General features: G+C 74.4%; 18 protein-coding genes. 6 read left to right on the top strand and 12 right to left on the bottom strand.

The window, feature by feature from the left end:
- Positions 1-48: 48 nt before the first annotated feature.
- Together ADL05_RS09670 and ADL05_RS09665 are read right to left on the bottom strand one after the other, a co-directional pair.
- The gene (locus tag ADL05_RS09670) at positions 49-1,845 is read right to left on the bottom strand and encodes an acyl-CoA dehydrogenase (RefSeq protein ID WP_053616551.1); all 1,797 of its coding nucleotides are present in this window, start codon (positions 1,843-1,845) and stop codon (positions 49-51) included.
- A 209-nt stretch (positions 1,846-2,054) separates the two neighbouring features.
- Positions 2,055-2,705, bottom strand: coding sequence for a winged helix-turn-helix transcriptional regulator (locus tag ADL05_RS09665; RefSeq protein WP_231640681.1), 651 nt, complete (start codon positions 2,703-2,705; stop codon positions 2,055-2,057).
- A gap of 120 nt (positions 2,706-2,825) precedes the next feature.
- Between ADL05_RS09665 and ADL05_RS09660 the strand changes: the two genes are divergently transcribed.
- Together ADL05_RS09660 and aroQ are read left to right on the top strand one after the other, a co-directional pair.
- Positions 2,826-3,683, top strand: a complete 858-nt coding sequence (locus tag ADL05_RS09660; protein WP_053616549.1) for an alpha/beta fold hydrolase — start codon at positions 2,826-2,828, stop codon at positions 3,681-3,683.
- Positions 3,684-3,771: 88 nt separating this feature from the next.
- Positions 3,772-4,242 (top strand): type II 3-dehydroquinate dehydratase, encoded by a 471-nt coding sequence (gene aroQ, locus ADL05_RS09655; protein WP_053616548.1) that lies wholly within the window; start codon positions 3,772-3,774, stop codon positions 4,240-4,242.
- Between the two features lie 28 nt (positions 4,243-4,270).
- Here the strand turns inward: aroQ and ADL05_RS09650 are convergent, their stop codons facing one another.
- The 7 genes from ADL05_RS09650 to ADL05_RS09620 all read right to left on the bottom strand — a co-directional run bounded on the left by ADL05_RS09650 (position 4,271) and on the right by ADL05_RS09620 (position 16,547).
- On the bottom strand, positions 4,271-5,170 hold the full coding sequence (locus ADL05_RS09650; protein ID WP_053616547.1) for an RNA polymerase sigma-70 factor: 900 nt from the start codon (positions 5,168-5,170) through the stop codon (positions 4,271-4,273).
- Between the two features lie 155 nt (positions 5,171-5,325).
- Positions 5,326-5,961, bottom strand: coding sequence for a histidine phosphatase family protein (locus ADL05_RS09645; protein ID WP_053616546.1), 636 nt, complete (start codon positions 5,959-5,961; stop codon positions 5,326-5,328).
- A gap of 86 nt (positions 5,962-6,047) precedes the next feature.
- Complete coding sequence (locus ADL05_RS09640; RefSeq protein ID WP_053616545.1) at positions 6,048-6,884, bottom strand: alpha/beta fold hydrolase; 837 nt, start codon at positions 6,882-6,884, stop codon at positions 6,048-6,050.
- 392 nt (positions 6,885-7,276) lie between these two features.
- On the bottom strand, positions 7,277-9,583 hold the full coding sequence (locus tag ADL05_RS09635; protein WP_053616544.1) for an FdhF/YdeP family oxidoreductase: 2,307 nt from the start codon (positions 9,581-9,583) through the stop codon (positions 7,277-7,279).
- Between the two features lie 368 nt (positions 9,584-9,951).
- Entirely contained in the window at positions 9,952-14,805 is a 4,854-nt protein-coding gene (locus ADL05_RS09630; RefSeq protein ID WP_053616543.1) for a HEAT repeat domain-containing protein, read from the bottom strand.
- 241 nt (positions 14,806-15,046) lie between these two features.
- Positions 15,047-15,922: a glycoside hydrolase family 16 protein gene (locus ADL05_RS09625; protein ID WP_053616542.1), complete on the bottom strand. Its 876-nt coding sequence runs from the start codon at positions 15,920-15,922 to the stop codon at positions 15,047-15,049.
- Positions 15,923-16,217: 295 nt separating this feature from the next.
- A complete protein-coding gene (locus tag ADL05_RS09620) occupies positions 16,218-16,547 on the bottom strand; it encodes a hypothetical protein (RefSeq protein ID WP_053616541.1) in 330 nt (109 codons plus the stop codon).
- A gap of 320 nt (positions 16,548-16,867) precedes the next feature.
- On the opposite strand from ADL05_RS09620, the gene ADL05_RS09615 reads away from it, so the two are divergent.
- On the top strand, positions 16,868-17,830 hold the full coding sequence (locus tag ADL05_RS09615; RefSeq protein WP_082376227.1) for an alpha/beta fold hydrolase: 963 nt from the start codon (positions 16,868-16,870) through the stop codon (positions 17,828-17,830).
- 125 nt (positions 17,831-17,955) lie between these two features.
- Entirely contained in the window at positions 17,956-18,762 is an 807-nt protein-coding gene (locus ADL05_RS09610) for an SDR family oxidoreductase (RefSeq protein ID WP_053616540.1), read from the top strand.
- Positions 18,763-18,866: 104 nt separating this feature from the next.
- Here the strand turns inward: ADL05_RS09610 and ADL05_RS09605 are convergent, their stop codons facing one another.
- The gene (locus ADL05_RS09605; RefSeq protein ID WP_053616539.1) at positions 18,867-19,664 is read right to left on the bottom strand and encodes a siderophore-interacting protein; all 798 of its coding nucleotides are present in this window, start codon (positions 19,662-19,664) and stop codon (positions 18,867-18,869) included.
- 249 nt (positions 19,665-19,913) lie between these two features.
- On the opposite strand from ADL05_RS09605, the gene ADL05_RS32125 reads away from it, so the two are divergent.
- Together ADL05_RS32125 and ADL05_RS09600 are read left to right on the top strand one after the other, a co-directional pair.
- On the top strand, positions 19,914-20,042 hold the full coding sequence (locus tag ADL05_RS32125) for a hypothetical protein (RefSeq protein ID WP_255351840.1): 129 nt from the start codon (positions 19,914-19,916) through the stop codon (positions 20,040-20,042).
- A 408-nt stretch (positions 20,043-20,450) separates the two neighbouring features.
- Positions 20,451-21,716, top strand: a complete 1,266-nt coding sequence (locus ADL05_RS09600) for an ABC transporter substrate-binding protein (protein WP_053616538.1) — start codon at positions 20,451-20,453, stop codon at positions 21,714-21,716.
- A 127-nt stretch (positions 21,717-21,843) separates the two neighbouring features.
- Here ADL05_RS09600 and ADL05_RS09595 read toward each other — a convergent pair whose 3' ends face one another.
- Together ADL05_RS09595 and ADL05_RS09590 are read right to left on the bottom strand one after the other, a co-directional pair.
- A complete protein-coding gene (locus ADL05_RS09595; protein ID WP_053616537.1) occupies positions 21,844-22,539 on the bottom strand; it encodes a TetR/AcrR family transcriptional regulator in 696 nt (231 codons plus the stop codon).
- Between the two features lie 180 nt (positions 22,540-22,719).
- Positions 22,720-23,406 (bottom strand): pyridoxamine 5'-phosphate oxidase family protein, encoded by a 687-nt coding sequence (locus ADL05_RS09590; protein ID WP_053616536.1) that lies wholly within the window; start codon positions 23,404-23,406, stop codon positions 22,720-22,722.
- Between the last annotated feature and the right edge of the window lie 92 nt (positions 23,407-23,498).

Here is a 23,498-nt window from a genome sequence, read left to right as displayed (position 1 = left end):
GCCCCTCCGGGGCCCGGACGCACGGCGCCCTGGCGCCGGACGGCCCGGCTACAGGGCGTCCGGGGACACGTCCAGGACGGTGCGGTCGCGGGAGGCCACCAGGTCGAACTGCGGTCCGGTACGGGGCAGTTCGTGGTGGAAGAAGTACGCCGCCGCCGCGCGCTTGCCGTCGTAGAAGGACCCCTTCTTGCCGTGCGCCGTGACCACCTGCTCCAGCCACATCCACGCGATGACCACGTGCCCGACCGCCTCCAGGTAGGGCGTGGCGTTGGCCAGGGCGACGGCCGGGTCGCCCTCGGACCAGGCCGCGGCCGCCGTCTCGGTGGTGCGGGTCAGCGCCGCGTCCAGCAGGTCGGCGTAGGCGGCCTCCGCGCCGCCGAGGGCGCGGGCGCGCTCCACGGCCGTGCGGGCGGCCTCCACCAGCAGCCCCATCCGCTTGCCGCCGTCGAGCACGGCCTTGCGGCCCAGCAGGTCCAGGGCCTGGATGCCGTGCGTGCCCTCGTGGATCGGGTTGAGGCGGTTGTCGCGGTAGTGCTGCTCCACGTCGTACTCGCGCGTGTAGCCGTAACCGCCGTGGATCTGGATGGCCAGGTCGTTGGCCTCCACGCACCACTGCGACGGCCAGCTCTTGACGACGGGGGTGAGCGCGTCCAGCAGCAGGTCCGCGTGCTCGCGCGCTTCCTGGTCCTCGTGGCTGAGGGTGTCGTCGTAGAGCCGCGCGCAGTACAGCACCAGCGCGAGGGCGCCCTCGACGTAGCTCTTCTGCGCCAGCAGCATGCGCCGCACGTCCGTGTGCTCGACGATGGGCACCTGCGGCTGGGCGGGGTCCTTGGCGCCCAGCGGGCGGCCCTGGAGGCGTTCGCGGGCGTAGGCGAGCGACTTCAGGTAGCCGGTGTAGCCGACCGCCATCGCGCCCGCGCCGACACCGATCCGGGCCCCGTTCATCATGTGGAACATGTACTGGAGGCCCTGGTGGGGTTCGCCCACCAGGTAGCCGACCGCGCCGGGCTCGCCGCCGGGCGTGTGCCGCCCCTCGCCGAAGTTGAGCAGCGCGTTGACGGTGCCGCGGTAGCCCATCTTGTGGTTGAGCCCGGCCGGGACGACGTCGTTGCGCTCCCCGAGGGAACCGTCCTCGTTCACCAGGTGCTTGGGGACGACGAACAGGGAGATCCCCTTGACCCCGGCGGGGCCGCCGGGGATCTTGGCCAGCACCAGGTGGACGATGTTCTCGGTCAGCTCGTGGTCGCCGGCCGAGATCCACATCTTGTTGCCGAAGAGCCGGTAGGTGCCGTCCCCGGCGGGCTCGGCGCGCGTGGTGATGTCCGACAGGGAGCTGCCCGCCTGGGGCTCGGACAGGCACATCGTGCCGGTGAAGCGGCCCTCGACCATGGGGCGCACGAAGGTGTCGATCTGCTCCTGGCTGCCGTGGGCCAGCAGCAGCGCGGCGTTGCCCGACGTGAGGAACGGGTAGGCGGAGGTGCCCAGGTTCGCGGCCTGGAACCAGGCGTTGCAGGCGCTGGAGACCAGGCGGGGCGCCTGGGCGCCGCCCACGGACTCGGGCATCGACAGGGCGTTGAGGCCGGTCTCGGCGTAGACCTCCAGGGCCTTCTTCACCTCGGGGATGACGTGGACGCGTTCCCCGTCGAAGTGCGGCTCGTTGGCGTCGCTGGTCTTGAAGTGCGGCGCGAAGTGGTCGGTGGCCACGCGTTCGGCCAGATCGAGGGCGCCGTCGAAGGTCTCGCGGGAGTGGTCGGCGTAGCGGGGGCGCGCGGTGAGCGCCTCGGCGTCGAGCCACTCGTAGAGCAGGAACTCCAGGTCGCGTGCGGAGAGAAGGGTGGACGCCACGGTGAGCCTCCCATAGGTGTATAGACCGACTGGCCGGTATGTTACCTGCCCGCGGAGGCGGCGGCGTGAGCGGGGCCACGGTCGCCGTGCGCGGGCCTCCGCCGCCGTGCGGACCGTTCCCGGTTCCACGCGCGTGCGCGGTGCTCCGTTGGGGGCGCCGGGGTCGATGGCTCCGAGCCGGCCCGATTCCACGTGCGCGGTGCTCCGGGTCAGGCGGGCGTGCCGGCCGCGTCGACCAGCCGCTGGACCGCCTGCTCGTCTCCGTCGACCGTGAGCGCGCCCGCCCCGACCGCGTCGGCGAGCGAGCGCTCCCGCCGCAGGACCGCCTGGAACGTGCGCTGGTCGGTCGTGACCACGGCGTCGGGCTCGCCGGGATGCTCGCCGCGGCGCACGTCGGTGAGTGCTCCCTCGTCCACGACCAGGTGGTAGACCTCTCGCTCCAACCGGACGCGGAGGGTCGCCGACCACGGCGCGCCGGCAGCGGTGTCGAAGTAGGCGCGCAGGCCGAGGAACACGGTGTCCGCGCTGACCCCGCCCTCCAGCGGCACGACCGGCGAGCGCATCCCCCACCGCCGCAGCGCGGCGAAGACCGGCTCCAGTTCCGCGCCCCACGGCGTGAGCTCGTACACCCTGGCCGCCGCCGGAGGCGGCAGCGTGCGCTGACTCAGCACCCCGACCCCCTCCAGGTCCCGCAGCCGCTGCGTGAGCACGCTCGGGCCGATCCCCGGCAGCGCGGCGGCCAGATCGGAGTAGCGGCGCGGGCCGAGCCGCAGCTCCCGTACGACCAGCAGTGCCCAGCGCTCGCCGATCATGTCCAGCGCGTGCGCGATGGGGCACGCCTCTCCGTAGCTGCGCCGCACGGCCACCGCCGTCCTCCCGTCCGTCCAACTTCTACTAAAAAGATAGCAGGTGCTACGAATTCAGTAGTGAGTCCAGTAGTAGAGTGCGTGGCAGGCCCATCGCCGACCGAGGAGGCCACTGTGAATCCCGAACGGATACTGCACGTCAACGGGGTGGACCTGTGCGTCCAGACCTTCGGGGCGGCCTCCGATCCCGCCCTGCTGCTCATCGGCGGCGCCGAGGCCTCCATGGACTGGTGGGACGCCGACCTGTGCGAGCGCCTGGCCGCCGGCCCCCGGTTCGTGATCCGCTACGACACCCGGGACACCGGCCGCTCCACCACCTTCCCGGTCGGTGCGCCGCCCTACGACGGTCAGGCCCTGGTCGCCGACGCCGTCGGGGTGCTCGACTCGCTCGGTATCACCGCCGCGCACGTCGTGGGCATCTCCATGGGGGGCGGCATCGCGCAACACGTCGCCGTGCGCCATCCGGACCGGCTCACCGCCCTGACCCTCATCTCCACGACCCCGGACGGCCCCGGCGGCTCCGACCACCCGGACCTGCCGCCGATGAGCGAGCGGCTGGCGGCGGTGTTCGCGGAGCCGTCGCAGGACGCGGGGCCCGACTGGTCCGACCGCGAGGCGGTGATCGCCTACTACCTGGAGGGGGAGGAGGCCTTCGCCGGCTCCGTCCGGCTCGATGAGCCGCGCCTGCGCCGCATGATCGGCCGCGCCCACGACCGCAGCCCGGCCATGCCCGCCGCGCAGAACCACTGGATGCTCCGGGGCGCGGACCCGGTCCGGGACGGCCTCGGCGGGATCCGGGTGCCCACCCTCGTCCTGCACGGGACCGAGGACCCGCTGTTCCCGTACGGCCACGGCGAGGCCCTGGCCCGCGAGATCCCCGGCGCGAAGCTGGTCCCGCTGCCGGGTGTGGGCCACCAGATGCCGCCGTACGAGACGTGGGACACCGTGGTGCCCGCGATCCTGGACCTCTGAGGCCGGCGGACACCGCACCGCCGACGCGGGACCGGCCGGCCGACCTCTAAGCTGGCCTCGTCCACCGGCCGCCCCGAGGAGTCTTCGCATGTCCCACGCCGTGTCCCGTACCGTCCTGCTGCTCAACGGCCCCAACCTCAACCTGTTGGGCACCCGCGACCCGGAGCAGTACGGCACCACCACGCTGGACGAGGTCGAGCGTCGCGTGACCGACCTGGGCAAGGAGCTGGGCGCGGAGGTCGTGTGCGCCCAGAGCAACAGCGAGGGCGCGCTGGTCGACCGGCTGCACGAGGCGCGCGGCTACGCGGGCGTGGTGTTCAACCCCGGCGCCTACGCGCACTACAGCATCGCCCTGCGCGACGCCGTCGACGCCATCGAGGCGCCGGTGGTGGAGGTGCACATCTCCAACGTCTACGCGCGCGAGGAGTTCCGGCACCGCTCGGTGACGGCCCCGGTCGCGGCGGGCTACGTCGCCGGGTGCGGGGTGTTCGGCTACGAGCTGGCCCTGCGCGCGGTGCTGCGGCGCGACGCCGAGCGCCGCGCCGGCCAGGACCGCTGAGCGGGTCGGGGGCCGGGCCGGCCGCGCGCTAACGGCTCAGGGAGGTCTCCCGCTCCACGTGGGACAGCTTCTCGGGGTTGCGCACGGTGTAGAGCCCGGTGACCATGCCGCCGTCGATCCGCAGCGCCACCACGCAGTCGAGTTCCCCGTCGAGCCGCAGCACCAGCGCGGGGTAGCCGTTGACCTGCACCGGTTCGGCCGAGACCATCTCGCCGTACTGCTCCAGGCCGACCGCGAGCAGGCGCGCCACCTTGTCCCTGCCCACGACGGGCCGCGGCAGGGCCTGCCTGACCCCGCCCCCGTCGCCCAGGGCGACCACGTCCGGCGCCAGGACGTCCACCAGGCCCTGGAGGTCGCCGGTCTCGACCGCCCGCTGGAAGGCCGAGAGCGCGGCTCGGGACTCCGACTGCGAGACCGTGTCGCGCGGGCGGCGTTCGGCCACGTGCACCCGGGCGCGGTGGGCGATCTGGCGGACCGCGGCGGGACTCTTGTCGACGGCCCGCGCGATCTCGTCGTAGTCCACGGCGAACACCTCGCGCAGCACGAACACGGCGCGCTCGGTCGGGGCGAGGGTCTCCAGCACCAGCAGCATCGCCATCGAAACACTGTCGGCCAACTCGACGTCCTCGGCCACGTCGGGTGTGGTCAGCAGCGGCTCGGGCAGCCACGGGCCGACGTAGGACTCCCTGCGCCGACCGAGCGTGCGCAGCCGGGTGAGCGCCTGGCGGGCGGCGATCCGCACCAGGTACGCGCGCTGGTTGCGCACCGTGCCGTGGTCGACGCCGGCCCATCGCAGCCAGGTCTCCTGCAGGACGTCCTCGGTGTCGGTGGCCGACCCGAGGATCTCGTAGGCGACCGTGAAGAGCAGGTCGCGGTGGGCGACGAACGCCTCGGTCGCGGAGTCCTGGTGCTCGTTCGCCTCGGCCATGAGCGGCTCCCGTTCCTTCGCTGATCGGTGTCGTCCATGAGACACCGGACGCCGCCCTCGTGTGACGGCCGATCGCGAGAGATCTGCGGGGGCCGGACTGGTCGGCTCCGCCCGCAGGCGGAACCGACCAGTCGGTATGTCTCGGGCAAAAAAACCTAGCGGTACGTCAGCAGGGCGGAACCGTCCCGCTCCAGGTGCGCGTGGTCGTTGAACGACAGCACCTGGGTGCCGCCGCGGCCGTGCGCGAGCTTGCTCACCGAACCGTTGACCACCACACGGTTCATCGCCACGAACCCCGCCGCGGGCACGCCCAGCAGGGACGAGCACACCGCCGAGATCACGCCGCCGGACGTGAACACCAGGGCGGTGCTCCCGCGCTCCAGCCCGTCGGCCAGATCGCGCAGGGCCGCGGCCGAGGAGTCCCGGAAGGCGGTCCAGGAGTCCTTCCCGGCGCCGTCGTCGGAGGTCCACGCGTGCAGGCACGAGTCGAGCCGCTGCTGGAGGGAGCCGGGCTCGGGAGCGTAGCGGTCGAGCAGGGCGAGGTGGTCGTACTCGTTCCACCGCTCGTCGGTGGCCGGGGCGGCGTCCAGGCCCGCCTCGGCCAGCGCGGCCGCGGCGGTCTGCTTCTGGCGCCGGAGCGTGCCGGTCACCACCGGTCCCACACGCAGCCCGCGCCGGGCGATCTCCCGGCCCAGCAGCATGGCCTGTTCGTAGCCGGTGGGGCTCAGTTCGTCATAGTCGGCGGCCTCGGGGGAGGCCTTGCCGTGGCGGATGAGGTAGATAGCTGGCATGCCGCCACAGTACGGGTGGCCCCGGGCCGCTCGCGCGCCCGCCCCCGGGATGCCGGGGAGGAGGGGCGGATCGGGCTCGCCGCGGCTCAGGCGGCGGGGGCCTGATCCGGGACCGGGACCGGGACCGCGGGGGCGGTACGGCAGGTGCGCAGGATGACCTCCACCACCGTGGCGGGGTCGTTCTCCATCGGGACGTGGCCGCATCCCATCAGCCGCACCTGGCGGGCGTGCGGGATCGCGGCCAGGACCCGGGCCAGCGCCCGGATCGGCAGGACGCGGTCGTCCTCGCCCCAGGCGATCGTCGTGGGGCAGGCCACGCCCCGCCCGCCGCCGAAGCTGTAGCGCACGACCTCCGGGGCCAGCCGTGTGTACGTCGATCCCCGGGTGACCACCGCCAGGTCCAGGCGCGAGAGCCCGCCCGCCGGGTCGCGCAGGCGCCCGTGCAGCGCGAGCGTGGTCAGGGCCCGCACGGGACGGCTGTCGATGACCGTGTGCCAGACCTTCGCGGGGACCCGGGTGGCCACGCGCATGCCGCCGACCAGCAGCCGCGAGCCCAGCATCTCCAGACCGCTGGTGAACCCGATGGGAGCCAGCGCGGTGACCGAGGAGGCCAGCCCGCGCGCGCCCAGTTCCAACGCGACCGCGCCGCCCAGGGAGTTGCCCACGACGTGCGGCCGGTGCACGCCGTGGGACTCGCACCAGGCCTGCACGGTGTCCACGAGGGCGGAGATGCCGAAGGGGCGGTCCGGGTCGGGCGGGGCGGACTGGCCGAATCCCGGCAGGTCCAGCGCGAACACCTCGTACCGCTCGGCCAGCGCGCGCACGACGGGGTCCCACGCCTGGCGCCGGTGGCCGAGTCCGTGCAGGAGTAGCAGCGGCTCACCCCGGCCCAGGCGTTCGTAAACGATGCCCCCGTGGTTCATGAATCCCAGGTCTACCCGAGGCAAAGCGCGGAGGCAAAGGTCGAGCCCCTCTATTCCCGCAGGTCACACGCGTGACATTCGGGGAGCGGGAGCTCCGCACGGGCTGTCGCCGCGCATGGGATGGATCACACCCCGTCCCGCCCGGTGCGCGGTCGGGCAGGCGCGCCATGGGACGCGGACTCACCGCGCGCGGCGGGACCGGGCGGCGGCGCGGTGGCGGCCCCCCGCGGAACCGAGGAACGTGAGCGGGACCGGTTTCCGCGTCGGTGCGGCTTCTCGCCGAACCCGACACGGACCGGAACGGGCTCCCGCCCGGCGGAGTCCCGGGAGAGCGGACGCGAGCCGTGGCCCGTCCCCCGGCGGGCTCCCCGGGAACCGGACGCGGGGCAGGGTCAGGGCGCGCCGCTGTCGGGCTCGAAGCGCACCACGACCGACTTCGACGTGGGCGTGTTGCTCACGTCGGCCGTGGAGTCCAGCGGGACCAGCACGTTCGTCTCGGGGAAGTACGACGCCGCGCACCCGCGGGCCGTGGGGTAGTGCACCACCCGGAAGTGCGGCGCCCGCCGCTCCCGCCCGTCCTGCCACTCGCCGACGATGTCGGTGTAGGCGCCCTCGGCCAGTCCCAGCTCCCGCGCGTCCTCGGGGTGCACCAGCACCACCCTGCGGCCGTCGTGGATGCCCCGGTAGCGGTCGTCGAGGCCGTAGACCGTGGTGTTGTACTGGTCGTGCGAGCGCAGCGTCTGCAGCAGCAGGCGGCCCGGCGGCACCTGCGGCGCGTGTGCCCCGTTCACCGTGAAGTTGGCCAGCCCCGTGGCCGTCGGGAAGCGCCTCTCGTCGCGGGGCGCGTGCGGGAGCGTGAACCCGCCGGGCCTGCGGGCGCGCTCGTTGAAGTCCGTGAACCCCGGCACGACGCCCTCGATCCGGTCGCGCACACGGTCGTAGTCGGCCAGTTCCGACCACGCCACCGGGCTCTCGCCCAGGACCCGGGCCGCGAGGTCGCGCACGATGTCCACCTCCGAGCGCATGTGCTCGGACAGGGGCGCCAGGACACCGTGCGAGGCGTGCACCTTGCCCATGGAGTCCTCCACCGTCACCCAGCGGGGTCGGCCTTCGTGCAGGTCGCGGTCGCTGCGCGCCAGGGTCGGCAGGATCAGCGCGCGCGTGCCCGTCACCACGTGCGAGCGGTTCAGCTTGGTCGACACGTGCACCGTCAGGCCCACCCGGCGCATCGCGTCCTCGGTGACCAGGGTGTCCGGCGTGGCCGCGACGAAGTTGCCGCCCATCGCGAAGAACACCCGCACCCGCCCCTCCGCCATCGCGCGGATGGCGTTGACGGTGTCCAGGCCGTGCTCGCGCGGCGGCTCGAAGCCGAACTCCGCCTCCAGCGCGTCCAGGAAGGCGGCGTCGGGCCGCTCGAAGATGCCCATCGTCCGGTCGCCCTGCACGTTGGAGTGCCCGCGCACCGGGCACACCCCCGCGCCCGGCCGCCCCACGTTCCCGCGCAGCAGCAGGAAGTTCACCACCTCGCGGATCGTGGGCACCGCGTGCTTGTGCTGGGTCAGGCCCATCGCCCAGCACACCACGACGCGGTCGGCCGCGATCACCATCGCGGTGATCTCCTCGATGAGCGAGCGCTCCAGACCCGTGGTGCGCTCCACCCGCGCCCAGAACTCGTCCTCGGGCTCGTCCAGCAGTTCCTCGGCGAAGAGGTCGAACCCGTGGGTGTGGGCGTCGATGAAGGCCCGGTCCAGCACCGGCTCGCCGCGCCGGTCGGTGCTGAGCAGGAGCCGGTTGACCGCGGAGAACAGGGCCAGGTCGCCGCCCAGCCGGATCTGCGCGAACAGGTCGGTCAGCTCGGTGCCGCGGCCGAGCAGTCCGGCGGCCTTCTGCGGGTTGCGGAACTCGCGCATGCCCGCCTCGGGCAGCGGGTTGACCGTGATGATCCGCGCGCCGGACTTCTTGGCGCGCTCCAGGGTGCTGAGCATGCGCGGGTGGTTGGTGCCCGGGTTCTGGCCCGCGACGATGATGAGGTCGGCCTGGTGCAGGTCGTCCAGCGAGACGCTGCCCTTGCCCACGCCCAGGGTCTGGGTGAGCGCCGACCCCGACGACTCGTGGCACATGTTGGAGCAGTCGGGCAGGTTGTTGGTGCCCAGGGCGCGCGCGAACAGCTGGTAGCAGAACGCCGCCTCGTTGCTGGTGCGCCCGGAGGTGTAGAAGACCGCCTCGTCGGGCGAGTCCAGGCCGCGCAGCTCCCCGGCGACGATGTCCAGGGCCCGGTCCCAGCTCACGGGTTCGTAGTGGGTGGCGCCCTCGGCCAGGTAGAGGGGCTCGGCCAGTCGTCCCTGCTGCCCCAGCCAGTACCCGGAGCGCTCGGCCAGCTCCGCCACCGGGTGCTCGGCGAAGAACTCCGGGGCCAGCACGCGGGACGTGGCCTCCTCGGCCACCGCCTTGGCCCCGTTCTCGCAGAACTCGGCCCTGTGCCGGTGGTCGCCCTCGGGCCAGGCGCACCCGGGGCAGTCGAAGCCGCGCTTCTGGTTGACGGCCCGCATCGCGGGCAGGCCGCGCCGGACGCCCGCCTGCTCGCGCACCTGGCGGACGCTGTTGAGCACGGCGGGCAGGCCCACGGCACTGCGCTCGGGCGGACCCACGGTGGGCGAGTCCTGGGCGGGATCTGGCTGGTCGGCGTGTGTGTGGCTCACACCTCCGATTCTGGCACTCCCGGCGCGCGAAGACGCGGGCGCCCGGCCCGAACGGGGCACACATCCGTCCGGTGCCGACCGCGGGCCGGAGCGGAGCCCCCGAGCCGCGGAGCCACGTGGATCCACGCGCGTAGTGGGCGCTTCCGGGCGGCTCGGCGGGGGAGGGGGCGGTGGAGGACGTGCCGACGACGTCGAGCGGCGACGTCCCGGCGCGGCCGTTCGTCGCGCGGACCGTGCGCACGACCGTCGCCGACCTCCCCCTGCACATCCAGCGTGCCCCCGCCGAGCCGTCGCGGTGAGCCGACCCGGCCGACCGCGCCGCGCGCCCCCGCGGACGAGCCGCGATCCCGTGCCCCGGCGGCGGGGGATCAGTCCCGGTCGGACTCGATCCGGGCCAGCACCTCCGTGTAGGTGGCGCGCCGGTCCGGCCGGGCGTGGTCGGCGGCGTACCTGAGCGCGGGGACGGCCGCCGGGCCCAGCTCGGTGAGCCCCTCCACGGCGGCGGCACGGACCACGGCGTGGCCGTGGGTGAGCAGGCCGACCACATCGGGGATCGCGGCCTCCCACCCGGCACGGCACAGGGCACGCACGGCCATCCGCACCACGTCCGGCCGCGGGTCGTCGAGCAGGAGCACGGTCAGGCGCAGTTGGGTGTCGCGGTCCAGCAGAGCCCGGGCGGCCCGGTAGGCGTAGAGGCGGACCTTGGGGCGCGAATGCTCGACGAGGCGGGTGAGCAGGTCGACCAGCGCTGGGTCGGTGTCCGGGCCGGGGCCGTGATGGTCCTCGACCAGGCGCCGCAGAGCACGGTGCGCCCGCTCGGGGTCGCTGGTCCCGGCGAGACGGAAGAGGTCCGCCCGGGAGGGTCCGTTCCGATCCCGCCCGGCCGCGGGCGGGCGGCGTTCGCGCAGGCCGCGCAGGACGGCGGCGTCATGGTCGTGCGCGGCGCCCCCGGGCGGGCGCAGCGGGCCGTCGACGAGGACGAGGTCGTCGGCGAGGTCGTCGTGGCCCTGGGCGCGCAGCCGCTCGACGGTTCGGGCGAGCCAGGCCGTGCGCAGGAGCGGGCGGTCCGTGAGCAGGTCGAGCCATTCGCGGCCACCGGAGTCGACACGCTCGCGCAGGCGGTCGGCGAGGAGGTCGGCCGGGACCCGGCGCAGGAGTTGCCGCACGTCGGGACGCAGGCGGTCGGAGCCGTGCTCCCACCACTCCAGGAGCAGGGGGATCAGGGGGACGAGCGCCTGCGTGTCCACGTGCGCCGCCGCGTGGAGGAGGCGTTCGGGGCGCGAACCCTCCGTGTGCCACACCGGGGGATCCGCCGTGGCCAGGGCGTGGGCCAGGGTGTCGGTCAGGCGGACGCCGAGCCGGAGGGAGAGGTCACCGCGCAGGTAGGCGTCCAGGACGGTCCGGCGTACCCGCGGTTCGGGCCAGTCCAGGAGCTTGCGGGCGGCGGCGTCGCGGCGGTCCTGTTCGGGTGCGCGCAGCAGGGCCAGCAGCCGCTCGCGCAGGGCGGTGGACGGGGGCTGGTCGAGGTCGTCGTCGCGCACGGTCCGCGTCGGTGCCGTGTCGGCGCGGGCGTCCTCGCCGATGGTCCACGGCGGGGCACCGAGCGGCTGTAGCTCGCACATCCAGTCCAGGAGCAGGGGGCGTACCGCTGGCTCGGCGGTCGGGTAGGCCCCGGCCAGGGCGGCCAGACGCTCCCGTGCGCCGACCCTGTCGGTCATGGGGGTCCCATCGGCCCCCGGGGCGGGTCCGACCGCGTCGGCCGCACGGCGTGCACCGGCCTCACCGGCCTCACCGGCCTCACCGGTCTCGCTCGTCCTGCCGGTGTCCGTGCGGCGTAGCTCGGCCAGACCGGCGGTCGAGCGCACCGCGATCTCGAACGCGCGGTGCCAGGCGTCCGCCCGGGGCCCTTCGCCCTCCGACCCGTGCGAGCCCCTTCCACCTGCCCGCTCCACCTCCGCGTCGAGCCCGAACGCCTCACGCAGGACGGCGGCCTCGGCCACCCAGGGACCGGGGCCCGACCGGGCCGTGCCCAGCGCCCGGTCCAGGTCAGCCCGGACCAGGACCGCGCCCAGGAGCCGCAGCAACCGGAGGGCTCGGCGGCCGTCGACGGCGTCCGGCGGCAGGGCGCGCAGGCGTTCCACCGCGGAGAGGGCCTCGTCCGCGGCCAGTGCCGGCGCCGCCTCCTCCAGCGCCTCGATCAGGTCGTCGGCCGCCGTCGCGTCGGCGCTGCCGGGATCCGACGAGACCTCGCTCGGCGCCATGCCAGAGCCACCGGGCGCGGTCGCCAGGTCGGCGAGCCCGTCCACCAGCGTGGTGGCGTGCTGTGCCAGGAGCCGCCGTTCCGGCGCCGACCTGGGTGCCGGACACGCCAGCAGCGCCAGCCGCAGCACGCGCGCCGTAGGCCCGGACTCCGCCAGGCGCAGCAGGTCCGCGAGGCGGGGGCGGAGCCGCTCAAGCCGCTCGGCGTCGGGTGGCTCCGCCCGGCCCGCCAGCCGCAGCGCGACCGCCGGGTCCCACCCCCGGCGCAGCAGGGCCTCGGCGTCGGCGTTCGCCGCGCCGTCCGCGCCGTCCGCGGCGTCCCGACGCACGGTCGCGCTCGCGCCCGTGGTGATCCCGTGCGCGGACATCGCGTCGGCCAGGTCCTCGGGGGCGCCGTCGGCCAGGCGGACGTCCCCCGAGTCGACCAGGACGAGCAGCTCCCGGGCCGCCGGTGACCGCTGCTCGGCCAGCGCCGTGCACGTGCGCACCGGGAGGAGGCCGTCGAGGCTCCGCAGCATCCGGTGGCGGGCCTGACCGGTCGAGCCCTCGGCCGCCGCGAGCACCGTCGCCGTACGGGCGTCGCCGAGCACCGCGCCCAGGGCGCGGACCAGATCGGCGCGCAGCCCCGGATTGTCGGAGCGGCCCAGGTGGCGCAGGAGCGCGGGAACGGCACCGGGCGTGCCCGCCTCGACCAGCGCCCGGGCCGCGGTCTTGCGGATGTTCATGTTCCGGTGGTCCAGGCTGGCGGCGATCGCCCCGCTCGCCCAGCGCGCCCGCGCCCGGCCCAGCGCGGCCACGGCCTGCCGGACGGTCTGGATGTCGGGGGCGGCGGTCAACGCGACGAGCGAGGCGGACAGGGCGCGGGCGCCGTCACTCGCCTCGTCTTCGCCGGCCACGGGGTCGCCGGCCACCAGCACGATCGCGTGCTTGCGCACGTGCGGGTCCCGGTGGCGCAGCAGCCGGTGCACGCGGGCACGGGTCCCCGGGAAGGGCACGCGCGAGAGGAGTTCGAGGAGCACGACGCGTTCGCCATCGGCGAGGTCGGGACGCTCCAGCAGGTCCAGCGCCAGGCTCGCGGTGTACGCGCGCCCGGCGGCCTGGCCGTCGGGCGCGTCCAGCAGGCAGACCGGTCGGATCCGGCCCCGTGCGTGGAGGCGGCGGCCCAGGGCGCACAGTGCGTCGACGACCTCCTGGGGCACCGTGGGTTCCTCGGCGGGGGCGGTGGCAGCGATGGCGCGGCTCTTGCCGGGCCACGGGCCGCCGTCGGGCTCCCTGGCCGACGCGACGCCGCTCACCACCCGCAGCAGGAGGTCGGACAGGACGGCGGGATCCGTGGCGTCGCCGTGCGCGGCCACCGTGCACAGTGACCCCGCTGGATCACGGGGGTCGAGTCGGGCGGCCAGGACGGCCAGCTCCGCCGGGTCGGGAGCGCCCAGATCGGCGACCACACCGGAGGGGAGGTCGCGGGGGTCGAGGCGGGCGAGCAGGGCCCGGCGCCGCTCGGGGCTGGAGGCCAGCCGCCACAGCAGGGTGAGCGCCGCATGCCGCACAGGGCGCAGCGGCGCCGCGATCGCGGCCTGTCCGTCGGCGGCGTGCGGGCCCGGCCCGGGACCGCGGGCGTCGAGTTCGTCCGCGAGGCCGAGACCCTCGGCCAGGGCGACGAACGTCCGCTCGCCGCCCACGGCCGCCAAGGCCCGCAGGGTGGCCTCCGGGGCGGTCGGCAGGAGCGCGAGCACGGCTCCCTCCGCCTCCTGGTGCCGCAGTGCGCGGATGGCGTCCAGGAAGGGTGCGGGTGCCGTCGCTCGTGGCAGAAGCCGGATGAGTTCCGCTCCGACGGGCAGGTCCGACGTGCCCTGGTCGGCGAGGGCGACCATGAGGTCGAGGCGGCGCGGCCACGAGGGATCGTCCGGGGCGGCCTCGACCAGCGAATCCAAGGCCTCCCGGCGACACGTGTACAGCACCGTGGCGGCCTCCTGGGGCGGGATCGAATCGTCGGCCAGGGCCAGGGCGACCACGGTCGGCGCCGCTTCGGGCGGTGGGAAGTGCCCGCGCCGGTGCAGTCCGCTCAGGCAGGTCAGCGCGGCCCGGCCGAGGAGCGGCGGGTCCGCGGCGGCGAGGTCCAGGAGGTCGGCGATGTCGTCGCGGTCGGCCAGGTCACCGAGGAGTTCGAGGGCGCGTCGGCGTGCGGCGGGCGGCAGGTCGGTGTCGGTCACCGCCCCGCGTACCAGGTCGCCGTGGCCGTGGCGTGCCGCGCAGCCCAGCGCCGCTTCGGCCACGTCGCGGTCGTGGCGACCACCGGTGAGCAGGCCGGACCACAGGTCGGCGGGCAGCGGTCCGAGTGCCGCCCACGGTTCGGAGAGCTCGCGCAGCGCGTCGGCCACGACCCCGGGGGCGGTCGAGCGCAGCAGGCGAACGGCGTGCCGACGGGCCGCGGCGGGGGTGAGGAGCCCGACGCGCAGACCCTGGCGGACACAGCGCAGGGCCTCGGACTCCAGGGCCGGATCGCCGCTCTCGACGAGGGCGGCCACCAGGGTGTCCGGTCGGCGGGTGCGGGCCGGGTCGGCCTGCCTGGCCGCCTGGTAGAGGCGTTCGCCGGGCGGCTCCCGGCGCAGCGTCGCGGCCGGGTCGGTGTGCAGTTCGGCGCGCAGCCAGGCCACCTGGACCGGGACGGGCAGATCGGAGGTGCGCCAGGACGGCCAGGGGCGGCCGTCGGGTCGAGCCCCGCACCCCTCGTGGACGCGGGCCAGGGCCAGCACCGCCTCGGGGGGACCGGTCAGGTCCGCGGGCAGGGTCCCGCCCACCGCGGCCCACGCCCCGTGCGGCGTGGATCCCGCGTCCAGCGCGCCGGCGAGGCGGAGCACGCCCCGCAACCGCGTGCCGGGGTCGCGCAGGAGGCGCACGGCGTCGTCGACCGCTCGGACGCGGTGCGTCGGCGGGGCTTCGGAGTCTGATCGGTGCGGCACGCCCGGATCCTAGGGCATGCCCGCCCTCCAGCGGTGCTCAGCGGTCCCCACCGCACACCGGGAGACGCGGTGCCCCAGCGGTACCACGGGGCACGGCCGGCCGTCCGGTGCCGTGCGCGCCTACCGCTCCGGGTGCGAACCGGGAGGGCGGGGCCGCCAGTCGACGGCCGCGGGTGTGCCGCCGGTCGTCCTGACGCCCGGCCGGCGGCGGCCGTCGCGGGCCGCCGCCGGTCCCCGCGGGTCAGAGGTCGTAGATCCGCACGTAGTCCACCACCATCTGCTGGGGGAACCGCGTCGTCCCGTCCGGGTAGCCCGGCCAGGCGCCGCCGACGGCGACGTTGAGGATCATGAAGAACGGGTGGTCGTAGACCCACGGTTTCCCGCCCAGGTCCGCCGGGGTGAGCGTGTGGAACGGCACGTCGTCGACGAACCAGGTGATGGAGTTGGGCGTCCACTCGACCGCGTAGACGTGGAAGTCGTCCGTGAACGCGCCGCCGTGCGGGTGGCCGTAGGCGGCGCCGATCCCGTTCGCGCCGGAGTAGCCCGGCCCGTGCACGGTCCCGTGGACCATGCCGGGCTCGTGTCCGACGTTCTCCATGATGTCGATCTCGCCGGAGTCCGGCCACGGGGTCCCGGGGAAGTTGTCGCCCAGCATCCAGAACGCGGGCCACACCCCCTGGCCGGTGGGGATCCGGATCCTGGCCTCGAAACGGCCGTAGGCCTGCTCGACCTTGTCCTGGGTGGTCAGCCGGGCGGAGGTGTAGCCTCCGTCGGCCTCCTGCCGGGCGGTGATGACGAGGTTGCCGTTGCCGTCCAGGGCCGAGTTCTCGCGACGGTCGGTGTAGTTCTGCAGTTCGCCGTTGCCCCAGCCGTGGTCTCCGGTCTCGTGGTTCCAGCGCGCGGGGTCGGGGGCGGCGCCGGCCGGTCCGTCGAACTCGTCGGACCAGACGAGCGCGCCGGACGCGGCGGCCGGGTCGGCGTTGTCACGGGTGATGGGCTCCGCACCGCCCTGGGGGAGGGTCAGGGCGGTCAGGGTGAGCGCGGCGGTGGCGGCCACGGCTCCGGCGGCGACGAGGGTGGGGAGGCGGCGGGCGGAGCGGTGTCTTCTGTGCTGCACGGGGGGCTCCAGACGTGGGGCGGGATCAGCCGGGGCCGGATCCGGACACGCGCGAAGTAGCGGATTCCGCGCGGGCCGTGGGGCGGATCCGACCGTTTGCTGAATGCTTGTTAAGTGACTGTAGGTGTCCGTCCCGTCGCGGACAAGGGGGGTGGCGCGACCAATGGGATCGCTCCCGGCGCGGGCCGGCGCCCGAACGAGTCCCGTACCGCGTCCTGTCCGCCCCGGCCGGGGCGTGGCGGGACACGTCCGTGCCCCGGTCCGCCCCGTTCCCCGTCCGCCTCCGTCGACGCGCTCAGGTCCGTGCCTTCACCACGACCGTGACGCCCCGGTAGTCATCCAGGCCGGTCGCGACCTGGGGGTTGCCCGAGGCGTTGGTGATGTCGGGCAGCTCGTGCACGGCCGCGCCGAAGAAGTCGGCCCAGCAGCGGGTGGCCGAGATCCCGCCGTCGCGGATCTCGCCGAGCAGCCGCCCCTGGTGGTCCAGCCGCCACTCCACCACCGGCAGGTCGTGTTCGGCCTCGGCCGAGATGAGCCGGGGGAGGAGGTCGGCCGCCCGCGCCCGTGTGCGCGGAAAGCCGGACGGCTCGGTGTCGGTGTCGGTGCTCCTGTCCGGGGTTCCCATGTTTCGCCTTCCGTTGGCCTCGATCGACGCCACCATTGTTTCGCAGCGCGCGCCGAAAATCGCAGGAACCGCCAGATCAGGCGGCAGTGCCGCCGCAGGGGCGTGCCGAGCCCCGCGCTCGCGGCCCCCGTCCCGCGCGCCCCCGAACGGAGGAACGCGGCGAAACAGGGAGAACCCCGAACGGCGGCGGAGAATCCGAGGACGCAACAATGTTCCTGTCCGCGCGGTCGGTCCCGACGGGCCCTCGCCCCCTGGACGGGTGCCCACGGCCGTGTGCGGCCCCGCTCCCGTACGCGCCCGCCATCCAGCAGGAGTCGACGATGTTCACACTCACCGGTCGAGACGGCCTGACCATCCACGTCCACGAATGGGTGCCCGAGGCCCCCGTGCGCGGCGTCGTACAGATCTCCCACGGCATGGGCGAGCACGCGGCCCGCTACGCCCCGCTGGCCGCGGCCCTCAACGCGCACGGTTACGCCGTCTACGCCGACGACCACCGCGGCCACGGGCTCTCGATGCACGACGGCCCCGGCGAGCTCGGCGACAACGGGTGGAACCTGCTCGTCGACGACATGGCGGCCCTCTCCCGCGAGGTCGGCGCGCGCCACCCCGACCTGCCGCTGGTGCTGGTCGCGCACAGCCTCGGTTCGTTCGCCGCCCAGCAGTACCTGCTCGACCACCCCGGCCTCGCCGACGGTGTGGCGCTGTGCGGGACCACGGCCGTCGACCTGCTGTTGTCCCGCTTGGTCGAGTCCGGCGCGGCGGACACCACGGCCTACTTCAACGCCGCGTTCGAGCCGCTGCGGACCGAGGCCGACTGGCTCAGCCGGGACGAGAGCCAGGTGGACGCCTACGTCGCCGACCCGCTGTGCGGCTTCGGGCTCACGGACACGAGCATGGGCCTGCTGCTCACGGCCGCCTTCGAGCGGCTCGGCGACCCGTCCGAGGCGCCCGACGACCTGCCGCTGTACGTGCTGGTCGGTGACCGCGACCCGCTCAACCAGGGACTGGAGTTCAGCGACGCGCTGGTCGAGCGCTACCGCCGCGCGGGTGTGGCCGACCTGACCTACCGGGTCTACCAGGGGGCGCGGCACGAACTGTTCAACGAGACCAACCGGGAGGAGGTCTTCGCGGACCTGATCGCGTGGATCGACCGGGTCATCTCCGACGACGTCCTCCAACCGACCGCTGCCGAACCGGCCTCTTCGGAGCCGACCGGACCCGAGCCGACCGCCGTGTCCACCGGATCCGCGTCGGCCGTGCCCGAGCCGGACTCGCACTGACCCTGCCCGACCCGGCACCCACCCGCCCCGACCCGAACTCCGCTCCCCACCCAGCCGCCTCGCCCCGGCCCGGACACCGGAAACGCCGTTGCCGGGCCGGGGCCGGTCCAGGATGATCCGTGCCCATGAGCCACCTCCACGCGTCCGCACCCGACCCGCGCCCCGAACCCGGCACCCGGCCCGTCGCCCTGGTGACGGGGGTGGGCCGCAGCGCCGGTATCGGTGCCGGCATCGTCCGACAGCTCGCGGCGTCCGGATGGGACATCGCGTTCACCTACTGGACGCCCTACGACGAGCGCATGGACTGGGGCGTCGAGGAAGGCGCCGCCGGGGCCACGACCCGGGCCCTGGCCGACCTCGGGGCCGCCTCCACGGCGATCGAGGCCGACCTGGCCGACACCGAGGCTCCCGCGGCGGTCCTCGCCGGGGCCGAGGCGCGCCTGGGACCCGTCACCGCGTTGGTCATGTGCCACTGCGAGTCCGTCGACTCCGGGCTGATCGACACCGGTGTCGAGAGCTTCGACCGGCACTTCGCCGTCAACGCGCGCGCTTCGTGGCTGCTGATCCGCGCGTACGCGCAGCGGTTCCGCGGCGCCCACGGAACCGGCCGGATCATCGCCCTGACCAGCGACCACACCGTGGACAACTTGCCCTACGGCGCGAGCAAGGCCGCGCTGGACCGCATCACGCTCGCCGCCGCCCGCGAGCTGGCGCACCTGGGCGTGACGGCCAACGCGATCAACCCGGGCCCGATCGACACCGGATGGATGACCGGGGAGCTCAGGCAGCAGCTCACCGGCCTGACCCCGCTCGGCCGCCTGGGCACTCCGCAGGACACCGCGCACCTCGTGGACTTCCTGTGCTCCGCGCGCGGACAGTGGATCAACGGCCAGCTGCTCAAGAGTGACGGGGGCATCAGCGCGATCAGCTGACCTCAGCCGTCGACGCCCGGGGCCGAGCGCGGTCTCGCGTTGCCGCGCCCGTACATCATCCACGGGAATGACCGCTTGATCCACGTCATCGGGACCGGGCCGCGTCAGTCCGCGACGGCGTGGCCGTGGCGCCAGTAGCCCACGAAGGTGATGTCCGGCTTGGGCACCCCGTGCTCGCGGACCAGGGTGCGGCGCAGGCTCGTGGGCAGGGCGTTCTCCCCGGCCACGAAGCAGTAGGGGCGGCCGTTGGGCAGGGTGGCGGTGCACACGGTGTCCAGGGCCAGTCGCCCGGGGACGGCGTGCGGGTCGGTCCGGGGCAGCCAGTGCACGTCCACGCCCGGCCGGGAGGGCAGCGGGCGCACGTCGTCGGGGGAGGGCACCTCCAGGAACACCTGGGCCCGCAGGTCGTCGGGCGCCTGCTCCAGGATCGACACCAGCGCGGGCACGGCGCTCTCGTCGCCGACCAGCAGTTGCCAGTCGGTCTCGTCCGTGGGCTGGTAGTACACGCCCTCGGCCAGGATCCCGGCCTCGTCGCCGGGCGAGGCGGCCGCGGCCCAGGCGGAGGCGGGGCCCCCGTCCCCGTGGTCGACGAACTCCAGCTCCAGCTCACGGGCTTTGGCGTCGAAGGAGCGGACGGAGTAGTTGCGCACGTGCGGGCGCACGTCGTCGGACATGGCGTACATCTGCTCGACCCAGCGCCGGTCGGCGGCGGTGGGCAGGTGCAGCCGCTGCTGTCCCCGTCGGGGGAGGAAGAGCCGGACGAACTGGTCCTGTCCCAGGAACTCGAAGCCGTTCAGCTCCTCGCCGCCCAGGACGACCGAGACGAAGTTCCTGCTGACGCGCTCGGTACGCACCACACGGGTGCGGATCATCGTGCGATGGCTGGGCTGTTCGATGCGCACGGGGCCTCTTCCTCGTCGGCGCGGGCGGGATGGCGGGGGTGTAGGTAAGGCTAGCCTCACTGTTGGGGCGCCGTCGAGTCGGGGGCTCGTGAATCCGGTGGATCGGTTCCGGGTCCGCGGCCGCCGGACGCGGTCCTGGGGGACGTTGGCCTTCCGATCCGCGGTGAAAGCTCCCCCGGGCGGGCGGAATGTGATAGAAGTTCCTCAGGAACGAAAACCGTTTTCATTTCCTCGCGAAGGAGGCCGCGCGTGCGACCGCCCGGCGCCACGGCCGCCACCGTGACCGCCCCTCGGGCGACCGGCGGGCTGGAGCCCTTCGCCGAGTCCCCGCGCGAGCGCGACGCGTCCCCGCGAGAGCACGACACCGGCGCCGCCTGAGGCGCCCCCGAACCGGTGGGGCCGGGCTCCGCGATCGCCCGGCCCCACCTCCCCCGCCCCGCTCCCGACCCCCGGATGGGAGCGGGGCACCCCCAAGTCCTTCGCGTCAGCGGACTCCGCGGCCCGCCTCCCGCCGTGCCGACCGGGTCGGGGCGCACGGGCGGAGAGCGCGTCCCCGCGTCCGCCGGGCCGCCCGCCGCGCTGACCTCGGAGCGTGATCACGCGAAAGGACGAACGCCCCTGACCTGGTGGCCGGTCGCCAGGTCACGTCTCGGCGTCGTGACCGCCCGCACTGTTGACGTCCTCGACTGTGCATACCAATGATGTCAGTGTCGATGGTGTCGCGATGTGCGACGCAGGAGTGGTGCGGGTCGGGGGACGGGTCGGCCATTCGGGGGAGGAGCTTTCATGCGCTCACGATGGCGGTCCGTCGCGGCGGGGGCGCTGGGACTGGCCCTGCTGGCCTCCGCGTGTGCCGGGGGAGGCCAAGACGGGGGAGAGGGCCGGGTCGAGGTCTTCTCCTGGTGGACCGGCGGCGGTGAGGAGGCCGGACTCAACGCCCTCATCGAACTGTTCGAGGACCGCAACCCCGACGTCGAGTTCGTCAACGCGACGGTGGCCGGAGGATCGGGCACCAACGCCCAGGCGGTCCTGGACGCCCGCCTGCAGAGCCAGGATCCCCCCGACTCCTTCCAGGGACACGCCGGCGCCGAACTCCAGGACTACATCGAGGCCGGGTACCTGCAGTCCCTCGACGACTTCTTCGACGAGCAGGGCCTGCGCACGGCCCTCTCCGACCGGCTGCTCGAACAGATCACCTACGAGGGCAGCGTCTACTCCGTGCCCCTGAACATCCACCGCTCCAACGTCCTCTGGTACAGCCCCTCCGTGCTGGAGGAGGCCGGGATCGACGGCCCGCCCGAGTCCCTGGACGAGCTGATCGAGGCGATGGAGGCGGTGCGGACCGGGACCGACGCCGTCCCCCTGGCGGTGGGCGAGCAGTGGACCGTCGACCACCTGCTGGAGTCGGTGCTCCTGGGCTCGCTGGGCACCGAGGCCTACAACGCGCTCTGGGAACCGGGCGCCGACTGGGACACCCCCGAGATGGCCGAGGCACTCGCGACCTTCGAGGACGTCCTGTCCTACACCCAGGAGGGGGCCGCCGACGAGGACTGGCAGGAGGCCGCGCGCCGCGTCCCCGAGGGTGAGGCCGCCTTCAACATCATGGGCGACTGGACCGTCGCCTACTACGACGAGCTGGGCGCGATCCCGAACGAGGACTACGCGTGGGCTGCCTCCCCGGGGACCGAGGGCACCTACCTGTGGCTGTCGGACAGCTTCACCCTGCCGGTGGACGCGCCCCACGAGGAGCACGCCCTGGCCTGGTTGGAGCTGGTGGCGAGCCAGGAGGGCCAGGACACCTTCAACCCGCTGAAGGGCTCCATCCCGGCCCGTGAGGACGCCGAGGCCGCCCACTACGCCGACAATCCGTATCTGGAGTCGGCCCTGGCCGAGTGGCGGTCCGATCCCCAGCTGGCGGGATCGTTCTGGCACGGGGTGACCGTGGGCAACCGGTGGAAGAACGACATCGACACCGCGGTGGGCCGCTACCTGCGGAACGGTGACCTGGAAGCGCTCAACGCCGCCCTGCACCAGGCCGCGCAGAGCGGATGAGGGGCCCGACGCCCCGGTCCGGGCCCGCCTAGGGTGCTGGAAGCGGCACCGGCCCGGCGGAGATGCGCGGGTCCACCGAGGGTGGCGGCGGCCCTCCGGGCCTGCCGGGCCCGGTGGAGGGGCGCCGTCAGGTACCGGAGTCGGCCACGCGGGTGAGGAGTTCCTCGAACAGCAGGCGCTCGCCGCGGCTGAACTCGGCCCCGGACCCGTCCAGGACCGCGCGCAGGGCGACCGCGCACCGCGCGGGCTCGCTCCCGCCCGCCGGGGCGTCGCCGGTGACCGCCGCGATGACCGCCTCCCGGGTCCGGACCGACAGCGACGGGTCCCGCCGCTCCGGCGCGGTGCCGATGAGACTGAGGGTGACGCCCATCCCGGCGGCGTGGAGCATGTCCGCGGCCTGCTCGACGCCGACGGCGAGGCGCCCGGCACGCGCCGTCCGCTCCACGATCGAGAGCAGGATGCCGTGCGCCCGCGCGGCGACCGCGTTGCGCTCACCCGGCGCCGGTTCGCCGTACATGAGCAGGTAGTGGGCGGGGTTGGCCAACCCGAACTCCACGTGCAGGTCCCAGCCCCGGCGCAGGTCGTCCACGGGGTCCTCGGAGGCCTCCTGGGCCGTCTTGCGCTCGATGTAGCGCGCGAACCCGTCCGCCGCGACCGCGTCGAGCAGCCCCGTCATGTCCCCGAACAGGCGGTAGATGGTCGGGGGCTGGACGCCCGCGGCGGTGCTGACGGCGCGCGTGGTGACGGCGGAGCGCCCCTCGGATCGCAGGAGCTCGGCGGCGGCTTCGACGACCCTGTCGCGGTGGTCGGTTCGGGCTGGCATGTATCAATGGTAACAGAATGGTGATATCGGTTATCGCCACCTGGTGTCGGACCGGTCCCGGTACGGCGCCCGCCGGGTCGGTTCCGATGCCGCGCCTGCCGGACCGATCCCTGCGCCCGGGCCGCCGGACCGGTGCCGGTACGGCGCCCGCCGGACCGCTCCCGGGGCCGCGTCCGGTGTTCACGTGCGGACGGGCCGCCCCGCCGTGATCCTGCGTCCGGTCAGCCGGTCGGGGGTCACCCGGACGTAGGTCTCCCGCTCACCGCCCGCCCACGGCCGCACCGGCGCCAGGGCCCGCAGCGCGGCGTCCTCGTCCGGGTCGTGCACGATCCGGGCCAGGCCGGTGACCAGGACGCTCCACCCCTCGCTCATGGTCTCGTCGAAGCGGTCGACCTCGAACCCGACGTAGCCGGGGAGCTCGTGCACCACGTCCGCGTCCGCCGCCGTCCGAAAGACGATGTCGCCGTCGGTCACGGCGTAGTTGACCGGCAGCACGGCCGGTCCCGACCGTGTCCGGGAGACGAACGCGACCCGGCCCACGCCGCCGGGCTCGATCAGGTCCAGGCACGCGCGCCGGGACAGGGCGCTCAGCCTGGGCCGGGGCACGGCCGTCGAGGCCGCACCCGGCGGAACGTCGGTGTCCGCGCCCAGCAGGTGGTCCGTCGAGGTGCGCAGGGCGTCGGCCAGGCGGTACAGGGCGCGCTTGGTCAGCAGGGGCGGATGTGCCTCCAGATAGGCCACGTAGCCCGGCGCCATGCCCGCGCGTTCGGCGACCTCCTCCTGGCTCAGCCCGAGTTCCGCGCGCCGCTGGGCGACCCTGCGACCGAGGTCGCCCCTCGCCCGCTCCGGCTCCTGACCGTTCTCCATGGCTCCCCCGTGTGGATCGGCGACCGGACCGGCGCAACGCCGCGCACGGGGCACGCGGCCGCAACGGGCCCCGCGCCGACGCCCACCGTTTC

Source organism: Nocardiopsis sp. NRRL B-16309 (assembly GCF_001279585.1).
Lineage (GTDB): Bacteria > Actinomycetota > Actinomycetes > Streptosporangiales > Streptosporangiaceae > Nocardiopsis.
Note: the sequence above shows the minus strand (reverse complement) of the source record. Positions and strands in the feature narration are given on the sequence as shown.

Bases quoted from the DNA above. Each gene is read 5' to 3' on its own strand.
- aroQ (WP_053616548.1), top strand. From the start codon at position 3,772: ATGTCCCACGCCGTGTCCCGTACCGTCCTGCTGCTCAACGGCCCCAAC.
- ADL05_RS09650 (WP_053616547.1), bottom strand. From the start codon at position 5,170: ATGGCCGAGGCGAACGAGCACCAGGACTCCGCGACCGAGGCGTTCGTC.
- ADL05_RS09645 (WP_053616546.1), bottom strand. From the start codon at position 5,961: ATGCCAGCTATCTACCTCATCCGCCACGGCAAGGCCTCCCCCGAGGCC.
- ADL05_RS09640 (WP_053616545.1), bottom strand. From the start codon at position 6,884: ATGAACCACGGGGGCATCGTTTACGAACGCCTGGGCCGGGGTGAGCCG.
- ADL05_RS09620 (WP_053616541.1), bottom strand. From the start codon at position 16,547: ATGGGAACCCCGGACAGGAGCACCGACACCGACACCGAGCCGTCCGGC.
- ADL05_RS09615 (WP_082376227.1), top strand. From the start codon at position 16,868: ATGTTCACACTCACCGGTCGAGACGGCCTGACCATCCACGTCCACGAA.
- ADL05_RS09610 (WP_053616540.1), top strand. From the start codon at position 17,956: ATGAGCCACCTCCACGCGTCCGCACCCGACCCGCGCCCCGAACCCGGC.
- ADL05_RS09600 (WP_053616538.1), top strand. From the start codon at position 20,451: ATGCGCTCACGATGGCGGTCCGTCGCGGCGGGGGCGCTGGGACTGGCC.
- ADL05_RS09595 (WP_053616537.1), bottom strand. From the start codon at position 22,539: ATGCCAGCCCGAACCGACCACCGCGACAGGGTCGTCGAAGCCGCCGCC.
- ADL05_RS09590 (WP_053616536.1), bottom strand. From the start codon at position 23,406: ATGGAGAACGGTCAGGAGCCGGAGCGGGCGAGGGGCGACCTCGGTCGC.